15 protein-coding genes are annotated in these 15,831 nt (G+C 67.7%); 2 read left to right on the plus strand and 13 right to left on the minus strand.

Features of this window, described 5'->3' with window-relative positions; all coding sequences use genetic code 11:
- Positions 1-17: 17 nt before the first annotated feature.
- Entirely contained in the window at positions 18-872 is an 855-nt protein-coding gene (locus ABEA67_RS00365) for a DNA-formamidopyrimidine glycosylase (protein ID WP_345459178.1), read from the minus strand.
- 141 nt (positions 873-1,013) lie between these two features.
- Between ABEA67_RS00365 and ABEA67_RS00370 the strand changes: the two genes are divergently transcribed.
- On the plus strand, positions 1,014-1,649 hold the full coding sequence (locus tag ABEA67_RS00370; protein WP_345459181.1) for a pyroglutamyl-peptidase I: 636 nt from the start codon (positions 1,014-1,016) through the stop codon (positions 1,647-1,649).
- A gap of 33 nt (positions 1,650-1,682) precedes the next feature.
- Here ABEA67_RS00370 and ABEA67_RS00375 read toward each other — a convergent pair whose 3' ends face one another.
- Both ABEA67_RS00375 and ABEA67_RS00380 read right to left on the minus strand, forming a co-directional pair.
- A complete protein-coding gene (locus ABEA67_RS00375) occupies positions 1,683-1,988 on the minus strand; it encodes a hypothetical protein (RefSeq protein WP_345459184.1) in 306 nt (101 codons plus the stop codon).
- 11 nt (positions 1,989-1,999) lie between these two features.
- Complete coding sequence (locus ABEA67_RS00380) at positions 2,000-3,829, minus strand: AfsR/SARP family transcriptional regulator (RefSeq protein WP_345459187.1); 1,830 nt, start codon at positions 3,827-3,829, stop codon at positions 2,000-2,002.
- Between the two features lie 85 nt (positions 3,830-3,914).
- Here ABEA67_RS00380 and ABEA67_RS00385 point away from each other — a divergent pair, with 85 nt between their 5' ends.
- Positions 3,915-4,061 (plus strand): hypothetical protein, encoded by a 147-nt coding sequence (locus ABEA67_RS00385; RefSeq protein ID WP_345459190.1) that lies wholly within the window; start codon positions 3,915-3,917, stop codon positions 4,059-4,061.
- A gap of 68 nt (positions 4,062-4,129) precedes the next feature.
- On the opposite strand, the gene ppk1 is transcribed toward ABEA67_RS00385, so the two are convergent.
- From ppk1 to ABEA67_RS00435, 10 genes are all read right to left on the minus strand, one after another.
- Positions 4,130-6,268 carry a polyphosphate kinase 1 gene (gene ppk1, locus ABEA67_RS00390; protein ID WP_345459193.1) on the minus strand — a complete coding sequence of 713 codons (2,139 nt, stop codon included), beginning with the start codon at positions 6,266-6,268 and terminating at the stop codon, positions 4,130-4,132.
- A gap of 164 nt (positions 6,269-6,432) precedes the next feature.
- Positions 6,433-6,960: a hypothetical protein gene (locus tag ABEA67_RS00395; RefSeq protein ID WP_345459196.1), complete on the minus strand. Its 528-nt coding sequence runs from the start codon at positions 6,958-6,960 to the stop codon at positions 6,433-6,435.
- On the minus strand, positions 6,957-8,033 hold the full coding sequence (locus ABEA67_RS00400) for a hypothetical protein (RefSeq protein WP_345459199.1): 1,077 nt from the start codon (positions 8,031-8,033) through the stop codon (positions 6,957-6,959). Before ABEA67_RS00400 ends, ABEA67_RS00395 begins: the two co-directional genes overlap by 4 nt.
- The gene (locus ABEA67_RS00405) at positions 8,033-10,168 is read right to left on the minus strand and encodes a hypothetical protein (RefSeq protein WP_345459202.1); all 2,136 of its coding nucleotides are present in this window, start codon (positions 10,166-10,168) and stop codon (positions 8,033-8,035) included. Before ABEA67_RS00405 ends, ABEA67_RS00400 begins: the two co-directional genes overlap by 1 nt.
- Before the next feature lie 507 nt (positions 10,169-10,675).
- Positions 10,676-11,920, minus strand: a complete 1,245-nt coding sequence (fabF, locus tag ABEA67_RS00410) for a beta-ketoacyl-ACP synthase II (protein ID WP_345459205.1) — start codon at positions 11,918-11,920, stop codon at positions 10,676-10,678.
- A gap of 139 nt (positions 11,921-12,059) precedes the next feature.
- Positions 12,060-12,290 carry an acyl carrier protein gene (acpP, locus tag ABEA67_RS00415; RefSeq protein ID WP_345459207.1) on the minus strand — a complete coding sequence of 77 codons (231 nt, stop codon included), beginning with the start codon at positions 12,288-12,290 and terminating at the stop codon, positions 12,060-12,062.
- A gap of 233 nt (positions 12,291-12,523) precedes the next feature.
- Positions 12,524-13,276 (minus strand): 3-oxoacyl-[acyl-carrier-protein] reductase, encoded by a 753-nt coding sequence (fabG, locus tag ABEA67_RS00420; RefSeq protein ID WP_345459210.1) that lies wholly within the window; start codon positions 13,274-13,276, stop codon positions 12,524-12,526.
- The gene (locus ABEA67_RS00425; protein WP_345459213.1) at positions 13,273-13,728 is read right to left on the minus strand and encodes a hypothetical protein; all 456 of its coding nucleotides are present in this window, start codon (positions 13,726-13,728) and stop codon (positions 13,273-13,275) included. Before ABEA67_RS00425 ends, fabG begins: the two co-directional genes overlap by 4 nt.
- Before the next feature lie 77 nt (positions 13,729-13,805).
- On the minus strand, positions 13,806-14,738 hold the full coding sequence (gene fabD, locus ABEA67_RS00430) for an ACP S-malonyltransferase (RefSeq protein WP_345459216.1): 933 nt from the start codon (positions 14,736-14,738) through the stop codon (positions 13,806-13,808).
- Positions 14,735-15,805: a beta-ketoacyl-ACP synthase III gene (locus ABEA67_RS00435; RefSeq protein ID WP_345459219.1), complete on the minus strand. Its 1,071-nt coding sequence runs from the start codon at positions 15,803-15,805 to the stop codon at positions 14,735-14,737. The genes fabD and ABEA67_RS00435 overlap by 4 nt, the downstream gene beginning before the upstream one ends.
- Between the last annotated feature and the right edge of the window lie 26 nt (positions 15,806-15,831).

Below are 15,831 nucleotides of genomic sequence, written 5' to 3' on the forward strand. Positions count from 1 at the left end.
AACGCAGAAGGCGGGATTCAGCCATCGGCCTTCTGCCTTCCGCCTTCCGCGCGCAAGGGCTGGCATTCCGGGCAGAAATGCGTGCCCCGCTGCCCCAGCACCACCTTGCGGATGTCGGTGCCGCAGCGGGGGCAGGGCTGACCCCCCCGGCCATACGCGGCGTGCCGTCCCTGGAAGAATCCCACGTCGCCGTCGTGCTGGCGGTAGTTGCCCGAGCCGTTGCCCAGCGAACTGCCCCCCGCCTCCACCGCCTCGGCCATCACCTCGCGGACGGCGTGGTAGAGGCGGCCCGCCTCCTCCCGCGTGAGGTGGGTCTGGGCGGGGTGGATGCGGGCGCGCCACAGGCTCTCGTCGGCGTAGATGTTACCCACGCCGCTCACGGGCTTCTGCGAGAGCAGCCAGGGTTTGACGGCCCCGGCCTGCGCCGCCAGCCGGGCGAACTCCTCCTCGCGGAAGTCGTCCCCGAGCGGTTCCGGTCCCATCCCCGTCAGGGTGGGCATGCCCCGGTACTCGCCCGCCGGAACCACCGCCATCTTGCCGAAGCGGCGCGGGTCGTTGAAGTAGAGCTTTCCCGCATCGGTCGTGAGGGTGACGCGGGTGTGCGGTCCTTCCTCCAGCCGGAAGCCGCCCGTCATGCCCAGATGCACGATCAGTTCGAGGTCGTGGGGCATCTCCTCGGGGGCGTCGGGCGCAGCCAGGTGCAGCAGCAGGTACTTGCCCCGGCGCGACAGCCCGCTGACCCGGCGACCCTGCGCGAGGTGCGTGTCGCGGTAGCGGTGCGGCGCGTCGTGGGTGATGTTCAGGATGGTGCGCCCCGCGAGCAGCGGCTCGATCTTGCGGCGCGTCGTCTCGACCTCGGGCAGTTCCGGCACAGGGCGAGCATACCTGTGTGGCGCGTGGGGAACTGCGCGAGGCGGCAGCTTTCCCAGGGAGACCGTCCTGGGACGACGCGCAGTGGAGTGGCCGCCTGGGACATGCGGCAACGCAACGGAGCGCCGCCCTATCCTCTCCCCATGCCCACCCTGCTCCTGACCGGCTTCGAGCCATTTCATACTCACCCCGTCAATCCCAGCGCCCAGGCCGCGGAGGCCCTGGACGGCCTCGCGGTGGGCGGCACGCGCGTCCGGTCGGCCTTGCTGCCTGTCGAGCCGCACGCGGCGGCCCGCGCACTCGGCACCCTGCTGGACACCCATCAGCCGGACGGGGTGCTGCTCACGGGCCTGGCGGCGGGCCGCCCACAGGTGACGCTGGAGCGGGTCGCCCTGAACGTGATGGACTTCGTGATTCCCGACAATGCCGGGCAGGTGTACCGCGACCAGCCCGCCCACGCGGACGCCTCGGCCCCCGCGGCTTACCTCAGCACCCTGCCCCTGCGCGCCATTCTGGAGGCGTGGCGTGGGGCGGGCATTCCCGGCGACATCAGCAACACAGCGGGCCTGTACGTCTGCAACTTCGTGATGTACCACGCCCTGCACCGGCTCGCCTCCGCGGGCCGCGCCGGGGTGCCCTGCGGCTTTCTGCACGTGCCCGCCAACGCCGAGGTGGCCCTCGCCGTGCCGGAGGACCGCCCGGCACTGCCCTATCTGCCGCAGGAGGAAATCACGCGGGCGGTGCGGGTGGCGGCGGAAACCGTGGCTCGCCACCTGTAGCGTGTGGCTTGCCCAGGGCACATTCTTCGACCCCTACGGAAATGGGGCCTTCCCCGCCACCCAGCCGCCCCCCGGCCCGCCCGCCCAGTGCCACTCGCCGGGGGCGGCGGGTTTCCGGGCCAGGGCCTCGGCCACGGCGGCCAGGGGCACGCGGCGGGCAAAGCGGGTGCGGGCGTGCCAGGCGGCGAGGGCGGGTGCCGGATGACCGGGGCGCAGACCCCGCAGCGCCGCGTCCGCCCGGTTCACGGCGAGGTCGAACAGGGCCTCCGGCACCGCGCCGGACGGGGCCTCACCTTCCGGGTTCGGGGGGGTGAGGAAGGGACGCTCGGCGGGGGACATGGGCCGCCCGGCTACAGCTTCATGCGGTGGAGTTCCACCACGTAGCGGGCGAGTTCCTGCGGGGTGGCGACCTGCCGCGCCAGCTCCACGCGGGTTTCCAGCACCTGGAGGTCGTAGGGGTCCACCCGCAGGAACTCGTTGGTCAGCAGCAGGGCGCGGCGCAGGTCGCCTTCCTCGCGGGCCTGGTTCAGGCGTTCTCGCAGTTCCAGCGTGAGCAGCACGCGCAGTTCCTCGCGCAATTCCTCGGCCCACTCGCTTTCCATCCGCAGGCCCGGCAGGAAAGGCCCCCGGTACAGGGCCAGCGCGCGGGGCAGGTCCCCGGCCTCCAGCGCCTCCCGCAGTTCGGTCACGTCCAGCTGGACATGCACGTCCGGTCCCAGGCGGTAGCGGGGCTGCTTGGGGCTGCCCTCCATGTGCAGTACCTCCGGCCCCAGCCGCACCCGCAACTCGCGGAACACCGCCCGGAAGTAGTCTCCGGCGGTCCTGGGGTCGCGGTCGGGATAGATGGTCGCCTCCAGTTCGCGGCGGGTGTGGCCCGGATGCAGCGCGAGGTAGGTGAGCGTCAGCACGCTGCCCTCCAGGCTGAGCGGCACCCGCTCGCCCCCGCGCTCCACCTCGGCCCGGCCCAGCGTCGAGACGCGCAGGTTCAGCGTCTGCGCGGCCTCGCTGCGGTTCCCCGTCTCGGGCACGGCCAGTTTTTCCAGCACCAGTTGCATGTCCGGCGCGAGGTCCGGGTCCAGCAGGGCACGCTGCACCAGATTGGTGAGTTCCTGGATGTCGGGGCGGTACAGCATCCGGTCGCGCGCACTCACCAGCGCCGCCAGGGCCGCCCGGAGGGTGTCCCGGCTTCCCGCCTCGTCGCCCTGCCCGGCCTGTGCCTCGGCCAGATGCAGCAGGGCACGCACGCGCTGCTGCTCCCCCAGCCCCGCGGACTCCAGCGCCCGGCTCAGGTGGTCGGCAGCCTGCACGTGGTGTTGCCTGCGCCGCAGCAGCACGCCGCGCGTCATGGTCACGGCGGGGTGGGTGGCTTTGGGGGCGAGGTCCAGCAGCACCTCCAGCGCCCGCCCATGCTCGCCCTGGCGGCTGTACAGGTCGGCCAGCCGGGTCGCCGTCCAGGTCAGCAGCTCGAAGTCCTGGGTGGTTTCGGCCAGCGCGCGCAGGTTCTGAAGGGCCTGGAGGTGCGCCCCCTGATCTCCCGTGAGGTAATGCAGCTCAGCCTCGATGCCCAGCAGGTGTGCGCGGGGCGTCAGCGCGTTCGTGTGTGTCAGCGCCTCCCAGCCCTGCGCCAGCGTGGCGCGTGCCCCCGTGAAGTCCCCCGTCAGCACCTGGACATTCGCCAGTCCGGTCAGCGCGGACAGGCGGGCGATAGGCGTCCGGTGCGTCGGCAGCAGCCGCAACGCTTCCTGATAGAGATGCTGGGCGCGGGGCATCTCACCCACATTGACGAGCATCTGGGCCACGGTCTGGGTCACCCGCCCGATCAGCTCGTCGTCCCCCAGAGCCATGTAACCCCGCCAGGCTCGCTCGCAGCGTTCCAGCCCCTCCGCCATCTGGCCTGCCTGAAACTCTGCCGTTCCCCACCAGCGCAGGGCACGCAGCGCCAGTTCGCCCGTCAGCTCGGGCGCGATGACCTCGAAGTGCCGGATGGCCTCTGCAAAGCGCCCCTGGAGGCGCAGCAGATTGCCGTACTCGACGCGGGCCTCATCGTCTCCCAACTCGCTCGACCGCATCAACGGGAGTTCGGCCTCGGCAAAGCGTCCACTCCCCATATATGACATGCCGAGCATTCGCCACTCGTCTGGCGTGCGCGGGAGAGGGTGGGTCAGGCGCGAGATGACCATGTCATACCGGCCTGCCTCAAAATGAGCCTGAACTTCCCGGAGCCGCTCTACGTCAAGAGTCATTGCGTAGGTGTTATAGTAGCCCATGACCCTTAAAAAAGTTGTGAAGGCGCTGGCGGTTGTTGCGGTAGTCGCTCTCTCGGTTGCTCAGGCGGGGCCGAATGACTATGGCATCTTTAAGCCTGCGTCCACAACGCAGGGACCGAACGATTACGGCATTTTCGGTAACTGAATTAGAGAAGCACTGCCCGACGGGGACACAGTTATATGGCTGCGTCCCCGTTCTTCTTTTTCCCGCCCTTACCCCGGATGCCGGGCGTCGGCAAAGGCCTGCTGGGCGCTGAAATCGCCGGGCAGCTTGATGTACACGCCGTCGGCCCCCAGTTCCCAGGAGCCGCGCTCGTCGGCCCACTCGGTGTCCAGCAGTCGCAGCAGATGGTCACGGTGGCGGTCGTCCAGGACCGGGGCGATCACCTCGACGCGGCGGTCGAGATTGCGGCTCATCCAGTCGGCGCTGCCCAGGTAGACCTCGGGGCTGCCGCCCCCCCCGAAGGCGTAGATGCGGGCATGTTCCAGGTACCGGCCCAGCAGGCTATGCACCCGGATGTGTTCGGATAACCCGGACACACCGGGGCGCAGGCAGCACACGCCTCGGAGAATCAGCTCGACCCGCACGCCGCCGCGCGAGGCCCGGTACAGCGCCTCGATCATGCCGGGGTCAGTGAGCTGGTTGACCTTGACACGCACCCAGGCGTCCTGGCCCGCCTGCGCGTGCTCGATTTCGCGGTCGATCAGGGCCTCGAAGCCGCTGCGGGCGGTGTCTGGCGCAACCAGCAGGCGGGTGTAACCGGCCTCGGCATAGCCGGTCAGGTGATTGAACAGCTCGGATGCGTCGGTCCCCAGGTCGGGGTCGGCGCTCAGCAGGCTCAGGTCGGTGTACAGCCGGGCCGTCTTGGGGTTGTAGTTGCCGGTGCCGATGTGCACATACCGGCGCAGGCCGCCTTCTTCCCGCCGCACGACCAGCGTGACCTTGGCATGGGTCTTGAGGCCCGCCATGCCGTAGACCACGTGCGCCCCGGCCCGTTCCAGCTTCCTGGCCCACGAGATGTTGCGCTGCTCGTCGAAGCGGGCCTTGAGTTCGATCAGGGCCACCACCTGCTTGCCGTTCTCGGCGGCGGTGCGCAGCGCCCCCAGCAGCCGGGGGTCGTCGCCGGTGCGGTAGAGCGTCTGCTTGATGGCGAGCACCCGCGGGTCGCGCGCGGCCTCCTCCAGAAAGTTCAGGACGTTCGTGAAGCCGTCGTAGGGGTGGTGCAGCAGCACGTCGCCCTGGCGTAGCGTGTCGAACACGCCATTTTCCTCGTCACCGTCGAGGTCGGGGACGGCGGGGGCATAGGGCGGGAAGCTGAGGTCCGGGCGGTCCACCGGCAGGCCCATCAGGTCGGCGGTGCCCAGCGGGCCTTCGAGCGTGAAGATGTCCTCGGGCGCGAGCCGCAGCCGCTCCTGTAAGAAGGTGATGATGCCCGGTGGCGTGTCCCCCATCACCTCCAGCCGCACCGCCGACCCGAAGCGCCGCCGCCGCAACCCGTCCTCGATGGTGGCGAGCAGGTCCTCGGCCTCCTCCTCCTCGAACTCGTAATCGGTGTTGCGGGTGACGCGGAAGGTGTGGGCGGCGAGCACGGTGCGGCCCTTGAACAGGTCGCCCAGGTGTGCGGCGATCACGTCCTCCAGCAGCAGCAGGCTGTCGCCCACGGTCACGATGCGCGGCAGCACGCCCACCGGCACCTTGACCCGCGCGAAGTCGGGTTCCTCGCCCTCGCCGCTGCCCAGCAGCACGGCCAGATTCAGGCTGAGGTTGCTGAGGTACGGAAAGGGATGGCTGGGGTCCACGACCAGCGGCGTCAGCACCGGCTGGATTTCCGAGAGGTAATGCTCGCGCAGGGTGGCCCGCGCCCGCTTGCCCAGGTCCGCCACCCGCACCAGCCGCACGCCCTGGGCCGTCAGGTCCTTGAGGGTCCGGCGGGCCGCCTTCTCGATCTCGCGCAGCATGATGTGGGTCCGTTGCCGCACCAGTTCCAGCGTCTCGCGCGGCAGCAGGCCGTCGGGACTGGGGGTGTTCACGCCCGCCGCGATCTGCCGGTGAACGCCCGCCACGCGCACCATGAAGAACTCGTCGAGGTTGCTGCCGCAGATGGCCGCGTACTTCAGACGTTCCAGGGGCGGATTGCGTTCGTCCCGCGCCTCGGCCAGCACCCGCTCGTTAAAGGCCAGCCAGGACAGCTCCCGGTTCAGGAAGGGGCTGTCCGGGTTGGCGACGGTGCTGAAGGTCCGCCCGCTCTGGCTGGGAACGGCAGCGCCGCGGGCAGACTTCTTGCGCCGCGTGCTCCGGGTGGGGGAGACGGACAGTTCGGAGGCGGGCGGGGGAGATGTCTCGGCAGGCACGGTCAGACCTCGCAGAAGGAAACGGCGGGCACGTCAGGTCCAGGTCAGGGCTGACCGTGACGGGCCTGCCACGAGCCTAGCAGACGGGACAGAAAGGAAGCCTGCCCGGCCGCACCCACGACCAGCAGGCCCCGGCGGCGGCTCCCGCCCCGCGGCGTCTCCCTTCAGCGGGCCGTCTCGGCGTGCTCCTGGGCTTCCTGGCTGTCGTCCGCCTGCTCCTCCACCTGCTCCTCTCCCTGGGCCAGCATCGCGTCACGGAAGACCCGCACCGCCTCCTGGACATAGGAGAGGTAGCGGGGCAGATGCGTGATGAACGCTTCTGGCGAGTCGTGCAGCGCCTCCACCCCGGCCCACACGTCCCCCTCGGCGGTGTGCAGCTTGACCAGCTTGGCCTCACGGTTCACCGCGTCACAGGCCACCAGCGCCCGCCCGAACTCCTCATCCGATTCCAGTTCCCAGAAATTCGGGAACAGCAGGTGAAAAAATTCCGTGTCCGCTCCCGAGGGCGGCAGGTAATACGTTCCCCCCTCGTACTGGAAGCGCAGGCCGAGTTCCCCCGCCTCCTCCACCGTGAAGCCCTGGGCCTCCAGCGCCGCCTTCAGCGGATTCCCGGTCTGCCTCTTGGCCCTGGCAGCCTTGGCACTCGCCTCCTGGGCCAGCTTGATGGGCGTTCCTTTTGCCACTGGGTTCACTCCCCCTTCAATGCCTCTGCGGGCTGGTGAGGCTCAGAGCTGCTCGCCGTGTCCGAGTACAGGTCTTCCGGCAACTCCTCGGCAAGGTAAGTCATGTAAAAGACGTTTATCATCTGGGCCGTTGCGACCCCACCGAATGCCTTGTCGTTCTCGTTGCTGCGGGTGTTGGCAAATCCATACTCACCCAGCACGAAGGTCCCGTCGGGCTGGAAGTAGGCGATGGTAGAGCGTCTAGGATCCCGGAAATTCATGGGAACACTCCTCGGATCCTGATCGTGCGGCTTGTGGATGTCCTGTGCCAGCCGTTCCTGAATGCGAACATAACGTTCGTCATCCTGGTAGGCATGTTTAAAGCCGGGGGTGGATGTACCGACCATGTAACCGTTGGGCCAACCAAAAGCCCGAACGGCATAGCGCACTGGACCAGATTGTAGGAAGATCATATTCCCTTCCCGGCCAATTTCCTCGCACTGTTTCTTTTTAACCATGTAAGCCACGAAGGCTTCCTGGGCATTGCGGTAGGTGCTGAAGCCGCCGAAGTGGTAGCCACCGTCCCACTGGTCCACCTGAACCGGCTCCACCTCCTGAGTCGGGAGGCCGAGGTAGGAGCGTGCTTCCATGACGCCCCTCTCTAGCATATTGAGGGCGATGTCAATGAGGGTATCGGCGCGGTACTGGTCAAAGAAGCCATCAGATTGAACGCCGATCATAAGCTCACCGGTAGCAGGATCGAAAAAGGCCCGAACACCCGGCACCTTGAAGCAAACATGGTCAATGCACCGATAAGCGAGGGCTTTCTCTGGGATGGTTTTGCAACTACTGATGCGGCATTCCCTTATCCTTACAAGGAGAGAAAGCTCCGAGAGATTCTTGATGCTGTCGGCTTCAATAATCAGATTATTATAAGCGAAGCAAAAGGTTATGTCGTTGCACCTTTTAAAGTTGCTTATGTTGCTATCCAGTTTGGACAATATTTCGATTGTTTCGATAGGTCCCTGGAGCATCTCCCCGACTTCCACACCCTGTCTCAGATGAGGCTCCTCGGCCCGCTTCTTTTTGAACAAGCCGAACATTACTCGTCCTCTTTCATGTTGAGGTCTTTTTCCAGCTTGTTCTGGAAGTCATCCAGTTGCGGCAGGGGGGGCAGGACGTCCTCAAAGGCTTTGTCGAAGATACCCAGGACCACCGAGCCGTCTTCCGCCGTCGCCTTCCTGGGCTTCTTCGGCTCGCCCTTGAACTCATCTGCCCAGGGTTCGACAGATTCGCCCAGACGCTTGGTCAACTCCTTCTGCGTCTGCTCTGTCACGGCTTCTGTGCCCAGCAGGGTCACGGAGGACATGGGCGTACTGCTCCGGAGGGCCTTGACGAACTTCTCGTATTTCTCGGTGCGTTCGTTGACGACCTTGCGGAAGGGGGCCGTCATCGCCATGCCCGTCTTTTCCAGCAGGCCTTTTTGCCCTGAATTCTTGCCGAAGTAATATTCGGCCGCCTTCTGAGCGCCCTCGGTGGCCTGAACCCGGAGGGCAGCCTGCTCCAGCACGGTGCTGTGATGCCTTGCCACAAACTTCTCGGCCTCGCGGGTGAGATGGTCTGCACTTTGAACCACTGCGTCTTCGGCGGCTTTCGCTGCGTCGGCGCGAATAACAGCCATTTCTGCTTCTGTGGTCGGTCTTCCTCCCCGTTGCTGCCGGGCGAGGCTGGCCGTCTCATAGTCCTGCTGCACCTTGTCGCGCAGCCGCCCGGTGGCGAGCTGCCGGGCTTTTTCCACTTCCTGATCGTAGAGTTCCCGGTTGCCTTTCTGGGCCAGGTTCCTGAAATCGGCCTGAACGCTGCCGTGGCGGCCCAGCAGGCGGCTGAGGTCCTTGTTCAGGTCCTGGCTGGCCTCGCCCCAGACTTTCTGGAGGTGGGTGCGGATGGCCGTGCCGCTGGCCCGGAACTGCGTGATCGCCTTGGCATAGTCGCCGCCTGGATTGTCCATGACGATCTTGTCGAGGCGCTTGACCGTCGTGTCCTTGAGGTTGCGGGCGTACTGGGCGATGCCGGACTGACCGAATTTGCCCCCGATGTTGCCCTTGAGGCTGTCGAGGGTGTCGGCGGCCCTGACCTTGCCCGCCACAAGGCGCTTGCTGACGCGGTTGCCCAGGTCGTCCACCCCGTCCCGAAGCTGCCGGGCGAGTTTGGTCGCGGGATTTTTCCTGGCCGCCAGCTTCAGGCGGGTCAGGGCGCGGCGGTCCAGCTTGCGGCCAGACTTGATCCCTTCCCTGGCGTACGCCGTCACCTTGCCCGAGGCGTTCCTGGCGAAGCGGCCCACCGCCCGGATCTGTTTCAGCAGCAACTGCTCAGCGCCGCGCCCAACCGGGGCCAGTTTTTTCCCGGCCTCCCCGGCGAGGTCCCGCGCGCCGTCCAGCAGCTTCCTGCCGTTTTTCAGGGTGGGGTCGAGCAGGTGTTCCTTGCCGAACCTGGCTATAGGTTTGCCGAGTTCTGCGAGCGGGTCGAGGACCTTCTGTTTCCCGAACTGCCCGGCGGTCTGGAGGGCCTTTTTGGCACCAGCCGGCACGAGGCGCTGGCCCACCGCGCCCGCCGCACCCTTGCCCAGCGAACCCAGCCCCTTGACCAGGGGGACAGCTCCTTTGCCGAGGGCGACCCCACTGCCCACCAGGGCCTTGCCCGCGAACTTTGCAAAGGGGCCGCCCAGGCCGCCCACAGCCGCATCCACGGCGATGCTCCTGGCCGTGACGTTCTGAAACGTCTTGCGGGCCTTGTAGGTGTAGGTCCTGTCCTTGCGCGCCTTGGCCCTGGCAGCGGCGTTGTAGACCGCGTTCTCGGCCACCTGCGCGCCGATGCCGCCCACGGCGCTCACCCCGGCCGCCAGGGCCAGTGCGGGAGCCGTGAGCGCGCCGCCGCTGGCGACCGTGGCGACCCCGACCCCGGCCAGAACCACGCCCTTCCAGAACTTCGCCTTGCCCTCCGGGGTGGCGTACCACTTCTTGAACTGGTTGAGCTTCTCATGGGCAAAATGGCCCACCCCCACGGTCTTTTTCCACAGCTCCGCGGGCATGCCCCTCGCCCCGTTGCCCAGGGCCTTGACCGGGTTTCGGGCAAAGGCCTGGGCACGAACCGCGATGTTGTGCCCCTGTTCCCGCAGGTGGTCGAGGCGCTGGCCGCCCTCCTTGCCGAGGGCCGCCAGTTCCTTCCGGAAAAAGCCCATGACTCCCCGGGCCGCCGGTGGAGTTTGCGTCTTGTCGTGCGTCTGAGCGGCCGGGGCCTGCTGCGGCCGCTGCTGCGGTGGCCGGACCCTCAGGGGCGTTTTTGTTCCACGGTGAGGCAGGTCATGGGCAGACGGGGGCGGGCGGTGCAGGGACGGTTCTTTGGCGGTCGGGTTCCTCTGGGGGGCTTCGAACATGGGCACCACCTGAAAGTGAAGACGGCGGGAAAGGGGAGCGGGAGGTCTCCAGGCTACCCTGTTTGGTGAGCCAGAACACGCGGGACCAGGGTTCCACTTGCCCGGAACCATAAGCGGTCAGCCAACAAAAAGCCCGACTGACCGCATGATTCCGGACCTCCTGCTTCCGGGTTCGCTCAAACGGATTCCGTCCAATTCCTGAACAGTCGGGAGGGCACCGCCTGTTCATCCATCTCCCGAAATCCGCCCTTGTTCCTTCTCCCTCTGGTCGGATTTCCAGGTGTTTTCAACACCCTTCAATCGGAATCCGTATCAGACCCGCTTCAGCAGCAGCGCCGCGTTCTGGCCGCCGAAAGCGAAGGAGTTGCTCAGGGCATACTCGACCTGCTGTTCCCGCGCGCCCTCCGGGATGTAGTCGAGGTCCAGCACCGGGTCGGGGTCGGTGAGGTTGATGGTGGGGGGCAGGATGCCGTCCCTGAGCGCCTGCGCCACCGCGATGGCCTCCACCGCGCCCGCCGCGCCCAGCAGGTGCCCGGTCATGGACTTGGTGGAGCTGACCGCCAGCTTGTGGGCATGTTCCCCGAACACGTGCTTGATGCCCTGCGTCTCGTGCAGGTCGTTGAAGTGGGTGCTGGTGCCGTGGGCGTTGATATAGCCCACCTGTTCCGGGTTCACGCCCGCCGTGGCGAGCGCCATCCGCATGGCGACCTGCGCGCCGCGGCCCTCGGGGGCGGGCAGGGTGATGTGGTGCGCGTCGGCGCTGGTGCCGTAGCCGACGAGTTCGGCGTAGATGGTGGCTCCGCGGGCCTTCGCCCGTTCCATCTCCTCCAGCACCACCACGCCCGCGCCCTCGCCCAGCACGAAGCCGTCGCGGCTGGCGGAAAAGGGGCGGCTGGCCTCGGCCGGCGCGTCGTTGCGGGTGCTCAGCGCCTTCATGTTGGAAAAGCCCCCGATGGCGATGGGCGTGATGGCCGCCTCGCTGCCGCCCGCCAGCATCACGTCCGCCAGGCCGAGCTGGATGTAGCGCGCCGCGTCCCCGATGGCCCCGCTGCCGGTCGCGCAGGCCGTGACCACCGTGCTGCTCGGGCCGGTCGCGCCGTAGCGCATGGCGACGTGGCCGGTGGACATGTTGGCGATCATCATCGGGATGAACATCGGGCTGATGCGCCCCGGTCCGCGTTCGGCCAGCAGCCGCGCCTGGTCCTCGAAGGTCTTGACGCCGCCGATGCCGCTGCCCAACACGGTGCCGGTGCGTTCGCCGCGCAGCTCCTCCTCGGTCAGGCCGCTGTCGCGCACAGCCAGTTCCGCCGCCGCCAGCGCGAGCTGCACGTAGCGGTCGAGCTTGCGGGCCTCGCGGGCATCCACGTACTCGCCCAGGTCGTCATTCACCTCACCCGCGATTTTGCTCGCCACGTCCGCCGTGTCGAAGCGGCTGATCGGCCCGATGCCGCTCCTGCCCGCCCGCTGCGCCTCCGCAAAGGCCTGCGCGCCCGTCCCGATGGGCGTCACCGGCCCCAGCCCCGTGATCGCCACACGTTTGATTCCTGTGGTTGTCATGCTGACCCCCTTCCCTCCCTGTGCCGCCCGCACTTCCCCTCTGGGAGGCAGCAAGCGACAGGCCCCACGTGACAGGCCGGACGGTGCAGGGTGTTGCCCCACGCCGCCCGGCCTGAACCTGTATGACCTCTGTGCGGCCTTACTGCTGCGCGCCGATGTAGTCGACGGCCGCCTGCACCGTGCGGATTTTCTCCGCGTCCTCGTCGCTGATGGTGATGCCGAAGCGGTCTTCCAGACCCATGATCAGCTCGACGGTTTCCAGGCTGTCGGCCCCCAGGTCCTCCACGAAACGGGCCTCCGGGGTCACCTTGTCCGCGTCCACGCCGAGCTTGTCGACGATCACGTCCTTCACGTCTTCAAAAGTTGCCATGTCGAATTCCTCCTTGATCCTGAAGTCTGCGCCAGTCTACACGCGCTTCCCGCATTTGCGGACAAGCTTGGACGGGGTTCAAGCCGGGCGGCAACAGAAAGCCCCCCGGTTTCCCAGGGGGTGCGTCCAGTCAGGTCCAGCCTGCGGGGGGCGAGAGGGCGACTTCAGAAGCCCAAAGCAGGTGCGCCATGGCAGTGATGGGGCGTGTTGCCGGACGCCTGAAGTTCAGCCGCTCAGTGCGGGTACAGCCCGCCGTCCACGCCGATGACCTGCCCGGTGATGTACCCGGCCGCGTCGGAGGCGAGGAAGGCGACCAGCGCGGCGACCTCCTCGGCCCGGCCGAAGCGGGCGAGGGGGATATTGCCCAGGTAGGCCTTCTGCACGTCTTCCGGCAGCCCCGCCGTCATGTCCGACTCGATAAAGCCGGGGGCCACCGCGTTCACGGTGATGCCGCGCCCGCCGTATTCCTTGGCGAGGGCCTTGGTCAGCCCGATCAGGCCCGCCTTGCTGGCGACGTAGTTGGCCTGGCCGGGGTTGCCCATCAGCCCGACCACGCTGGCGATGTTGACGATGCGGCCCGCGCGCACCCGCATCATGTGCTTGATGGCCGCGCGGCTGGCCGTGAAGGCGCTGCTCAGGTTGGTGTCCAGCACCGCGTTCCAGTCGTCGTCCTTCATGCGGATGGCGAGCGTGTCGCGCGTGATGCCCGCGTTGTTCACCAGCACGTCGAGGCGGCCCATCTCCTGGATGACCGTTTCGACCAGCGTTCCGGCGTTCGCGGGGGCCGTGAGGTCAGCCCCGAAGACCTGCGCGGGCACGCCCAGCGCGCGAATCTCCCCGGCCACCTTCTCGGCCTCGGCCTGGTTGCGGCCGTAGTGGACGGCCACGCCGTGGCCCGCCTGGGCGAGTGCGAGGGCCATCGCGCGGCCCAGGCCCCGGCTGGAGCCGGTCACGAGGGCGATGTTCTGGGGTTGGGATTGGGTCATGAGATGGCTCGTTTCAAATCAAAAGGACCGATGAGCATGTCGGCGCTGCGGTAAAAGCATTTCCAGACAGACTGGCCCGCTGTGCCCTGAAATTCGGGGCAAAAGAGTTCCTGATCCCCTTGCCCTTCGTTCAACCTGAGGCGGACGCCTTGCGGAATCGGGGAAGTCTGAGGCTGAATGAACTTGTGGTTGTAGGCTGCCATGACGTTGCCTTCCACGGTCAGCGCCTGGGTGCCCAGCTGGCCTGTCCCCATCACCGAGTAGAAAGACTCCTGTTTATAGGTAGCTGTCAGGTCCAGCGTGAGGGTCACGTTGGTCGAAAGTTGGCCGCTCCACCTTCCCCTCAGAATCTGCGGGTCATTCTGAAAGTCAATCGGCGTCGGTGGCCGCTCCGGGGAACGGCAGCCGCAGAGCGCGGGAAGCAGAAGCAGGGGAAGCAGGAGCCTTTTCACTCTATGACCATAGTAACGGCTCTTTGCCGCTTCCCCACCTCACTTCTACGCCGGCAGTCTGTCTCGTCTCCAGGGATTCACAACTCGAAGTCCCCGACCTGCTTTGCCGTGCCCACGTTCATGGTCCGTGCCTCCGGCAGAATCCGCTTCACCAGGCCGGTCAGCACCGTGCCGGGGCCGAACTCGATGAATAGGTCAGCCCCGGCGTCCGCGAGTGCCCGGATGGTTTCCACCCAGCGCACGCTCCCCGTGATCTGCCGCGCCAGCAGGTCCGGCAGGGCGGCGGGGTCGCTGTTCGCCCCGGCCGTCACGTTGGCGTAGACGGGAAAGGCGAAGGGGGCGAAGGGCGTGGCTTGCAGGTCAGGTGTCAGCGCGTCCTGGGCGGGCTGCATCAGCGCGCAGTGGAAGGGCGCACTGACCTTGAGGGGAATGGCCTTGAGTCCATGGGCCTTGAGGTCGGCGGCGGCGGCGTCCACGGCGGCCTTTTCGCCGGAGATGACCGTCTGGGTGGGCGCGTTGAAGTTGGCGGGCTGCACGATGCTCGGCGTCGCCTCGCAGACTTCCCGCACCACATCCGGGTCGCCCATCACCGCACTCATGGCCCCCACGCCGACCGGCACGGCCTCCTGCATCAGCTCGCCGCGCCGCCGCGTGAGCCGCAGCGCGTCCGCGAGGGCCAGGGTCCCGGCAGCGACCAGCGCGGAATATTCACCCAGCGAGTGCCCGGCGGCAAAGGCGGGGGTCAGGCCCGTCTGTGCCTGCCACGCGCGGTAGGCGGCGACCGACGCGGCCACGAGCGCGGGCTGCTGGTTCGCCGTGAGGGTCAGGGCGTCGAGCGGCCCCCCCTCGATCAGGGCGGGCAGGCCGGGGAGGGTGTCCTCGGCCACGACGTACACGCCCTGTGCCGCCGGGAAGGCCCGGATGATGTCCACGCCCATGCCAACGGCGTGCGACCCCTGGCCGGGGAACAGTGCCGCTATTTTGGGTGCGGCGATTCTGGGGGCACTCATGCCGTCGCCTCCTCGCGGGCAGTGCGCGCGCCCAGGCTGGGGGCACCGCCCCACCATTTCAACGTGCCCGCGGCCCAGCTCAGGCCGCCGCCGAAGGCCACCAGCAGCAGTTGCTGACCGTCCTGCACGCGCCCGTCGTCCAGGGCCTCCCGCAGGGCGAGGGGCACCGTGGCGCTGGAGGTATTGCCGTAGCGGCCCAGATTCACGACCGTCTTGCTCATGGGTACGCCGAAGCGGGCGTTGGCGGCCTCGATGATGCGGATGTTGGCCTGATGCGGAATCACCCAGTCCACGTCGGCGCTGGTCAGGCCGCTGTGGGCGAGCACCTGGGTGCCGCTGTCGCCCAGCACGCGCACGGCGAACTTGAAGACCTCTCGGCCGTTCATGCCCACCCGCCCCTCCATCGGGAAGCCGCCGGGCAGGCGGTCCGCCATGCAGGGGGCGTACAGGCTGGAGCCGCCCGCGCTGTCGGCCCCCAGCACGAAGTTCTGGAAGCCGTAGCCGGACGGCACTTCCCCCACGACCGCCGCGCCCGCACCGTCCCCGAACAGGATGGCGGTGTTGCGGTCGTCCTGGTCCACCAGCCGCGAGAGGACTTCCGCCCCGACGACCAGCACGCGCCGCGCCGTGCCCGCCAGAATCAGGCCCTGCGCCATGCTCAGCCCGTACACGAAGCCGCTGCACGCGGTGGAGAGATCAAAGGCCCCCGCCCCGACCAGGCCCACCTGCCCGGCGATCAGGGCGGCGGTGGAGGGAAACAGGGCGTCGGGGGTGGCGGTCGCGCAGATCACGGCGTCCACCTCCCGCAGCGCGTCCGGGTCGCGGACCAGCAGGTCCTGTACCGCCTTCACGCCCAGGTCGGAGGTGAACTCGCCGGGGGCGGCAAAGCGGCGCTCGCGGATGCCGGTGCGGCTCTCGATCCACTCGGCGCTGGTGTCCATCCGCGCCTCGAAGTCGGCGTTCGTGACGACCTGTTCGGGCACATACGTTCCCAGCGCCGTGATGCCGAGGCTGGGGCGGCCGGCAGGGGAGGGGCGGTCAGGGCCAGCCCCGGAAGCAGTGGTCATGGCGAAACGCTAGCATTCTTTGAACA

Source organism: Deinococcus carri, from assembly GCF_039545055.1.
Taxonomy (GTDB): domain Bacteria; phylum Deinococcota; class Deinococci; order Deinococcales; family Deinococcaceae; genus Deinococcus; species Deinococcus carri.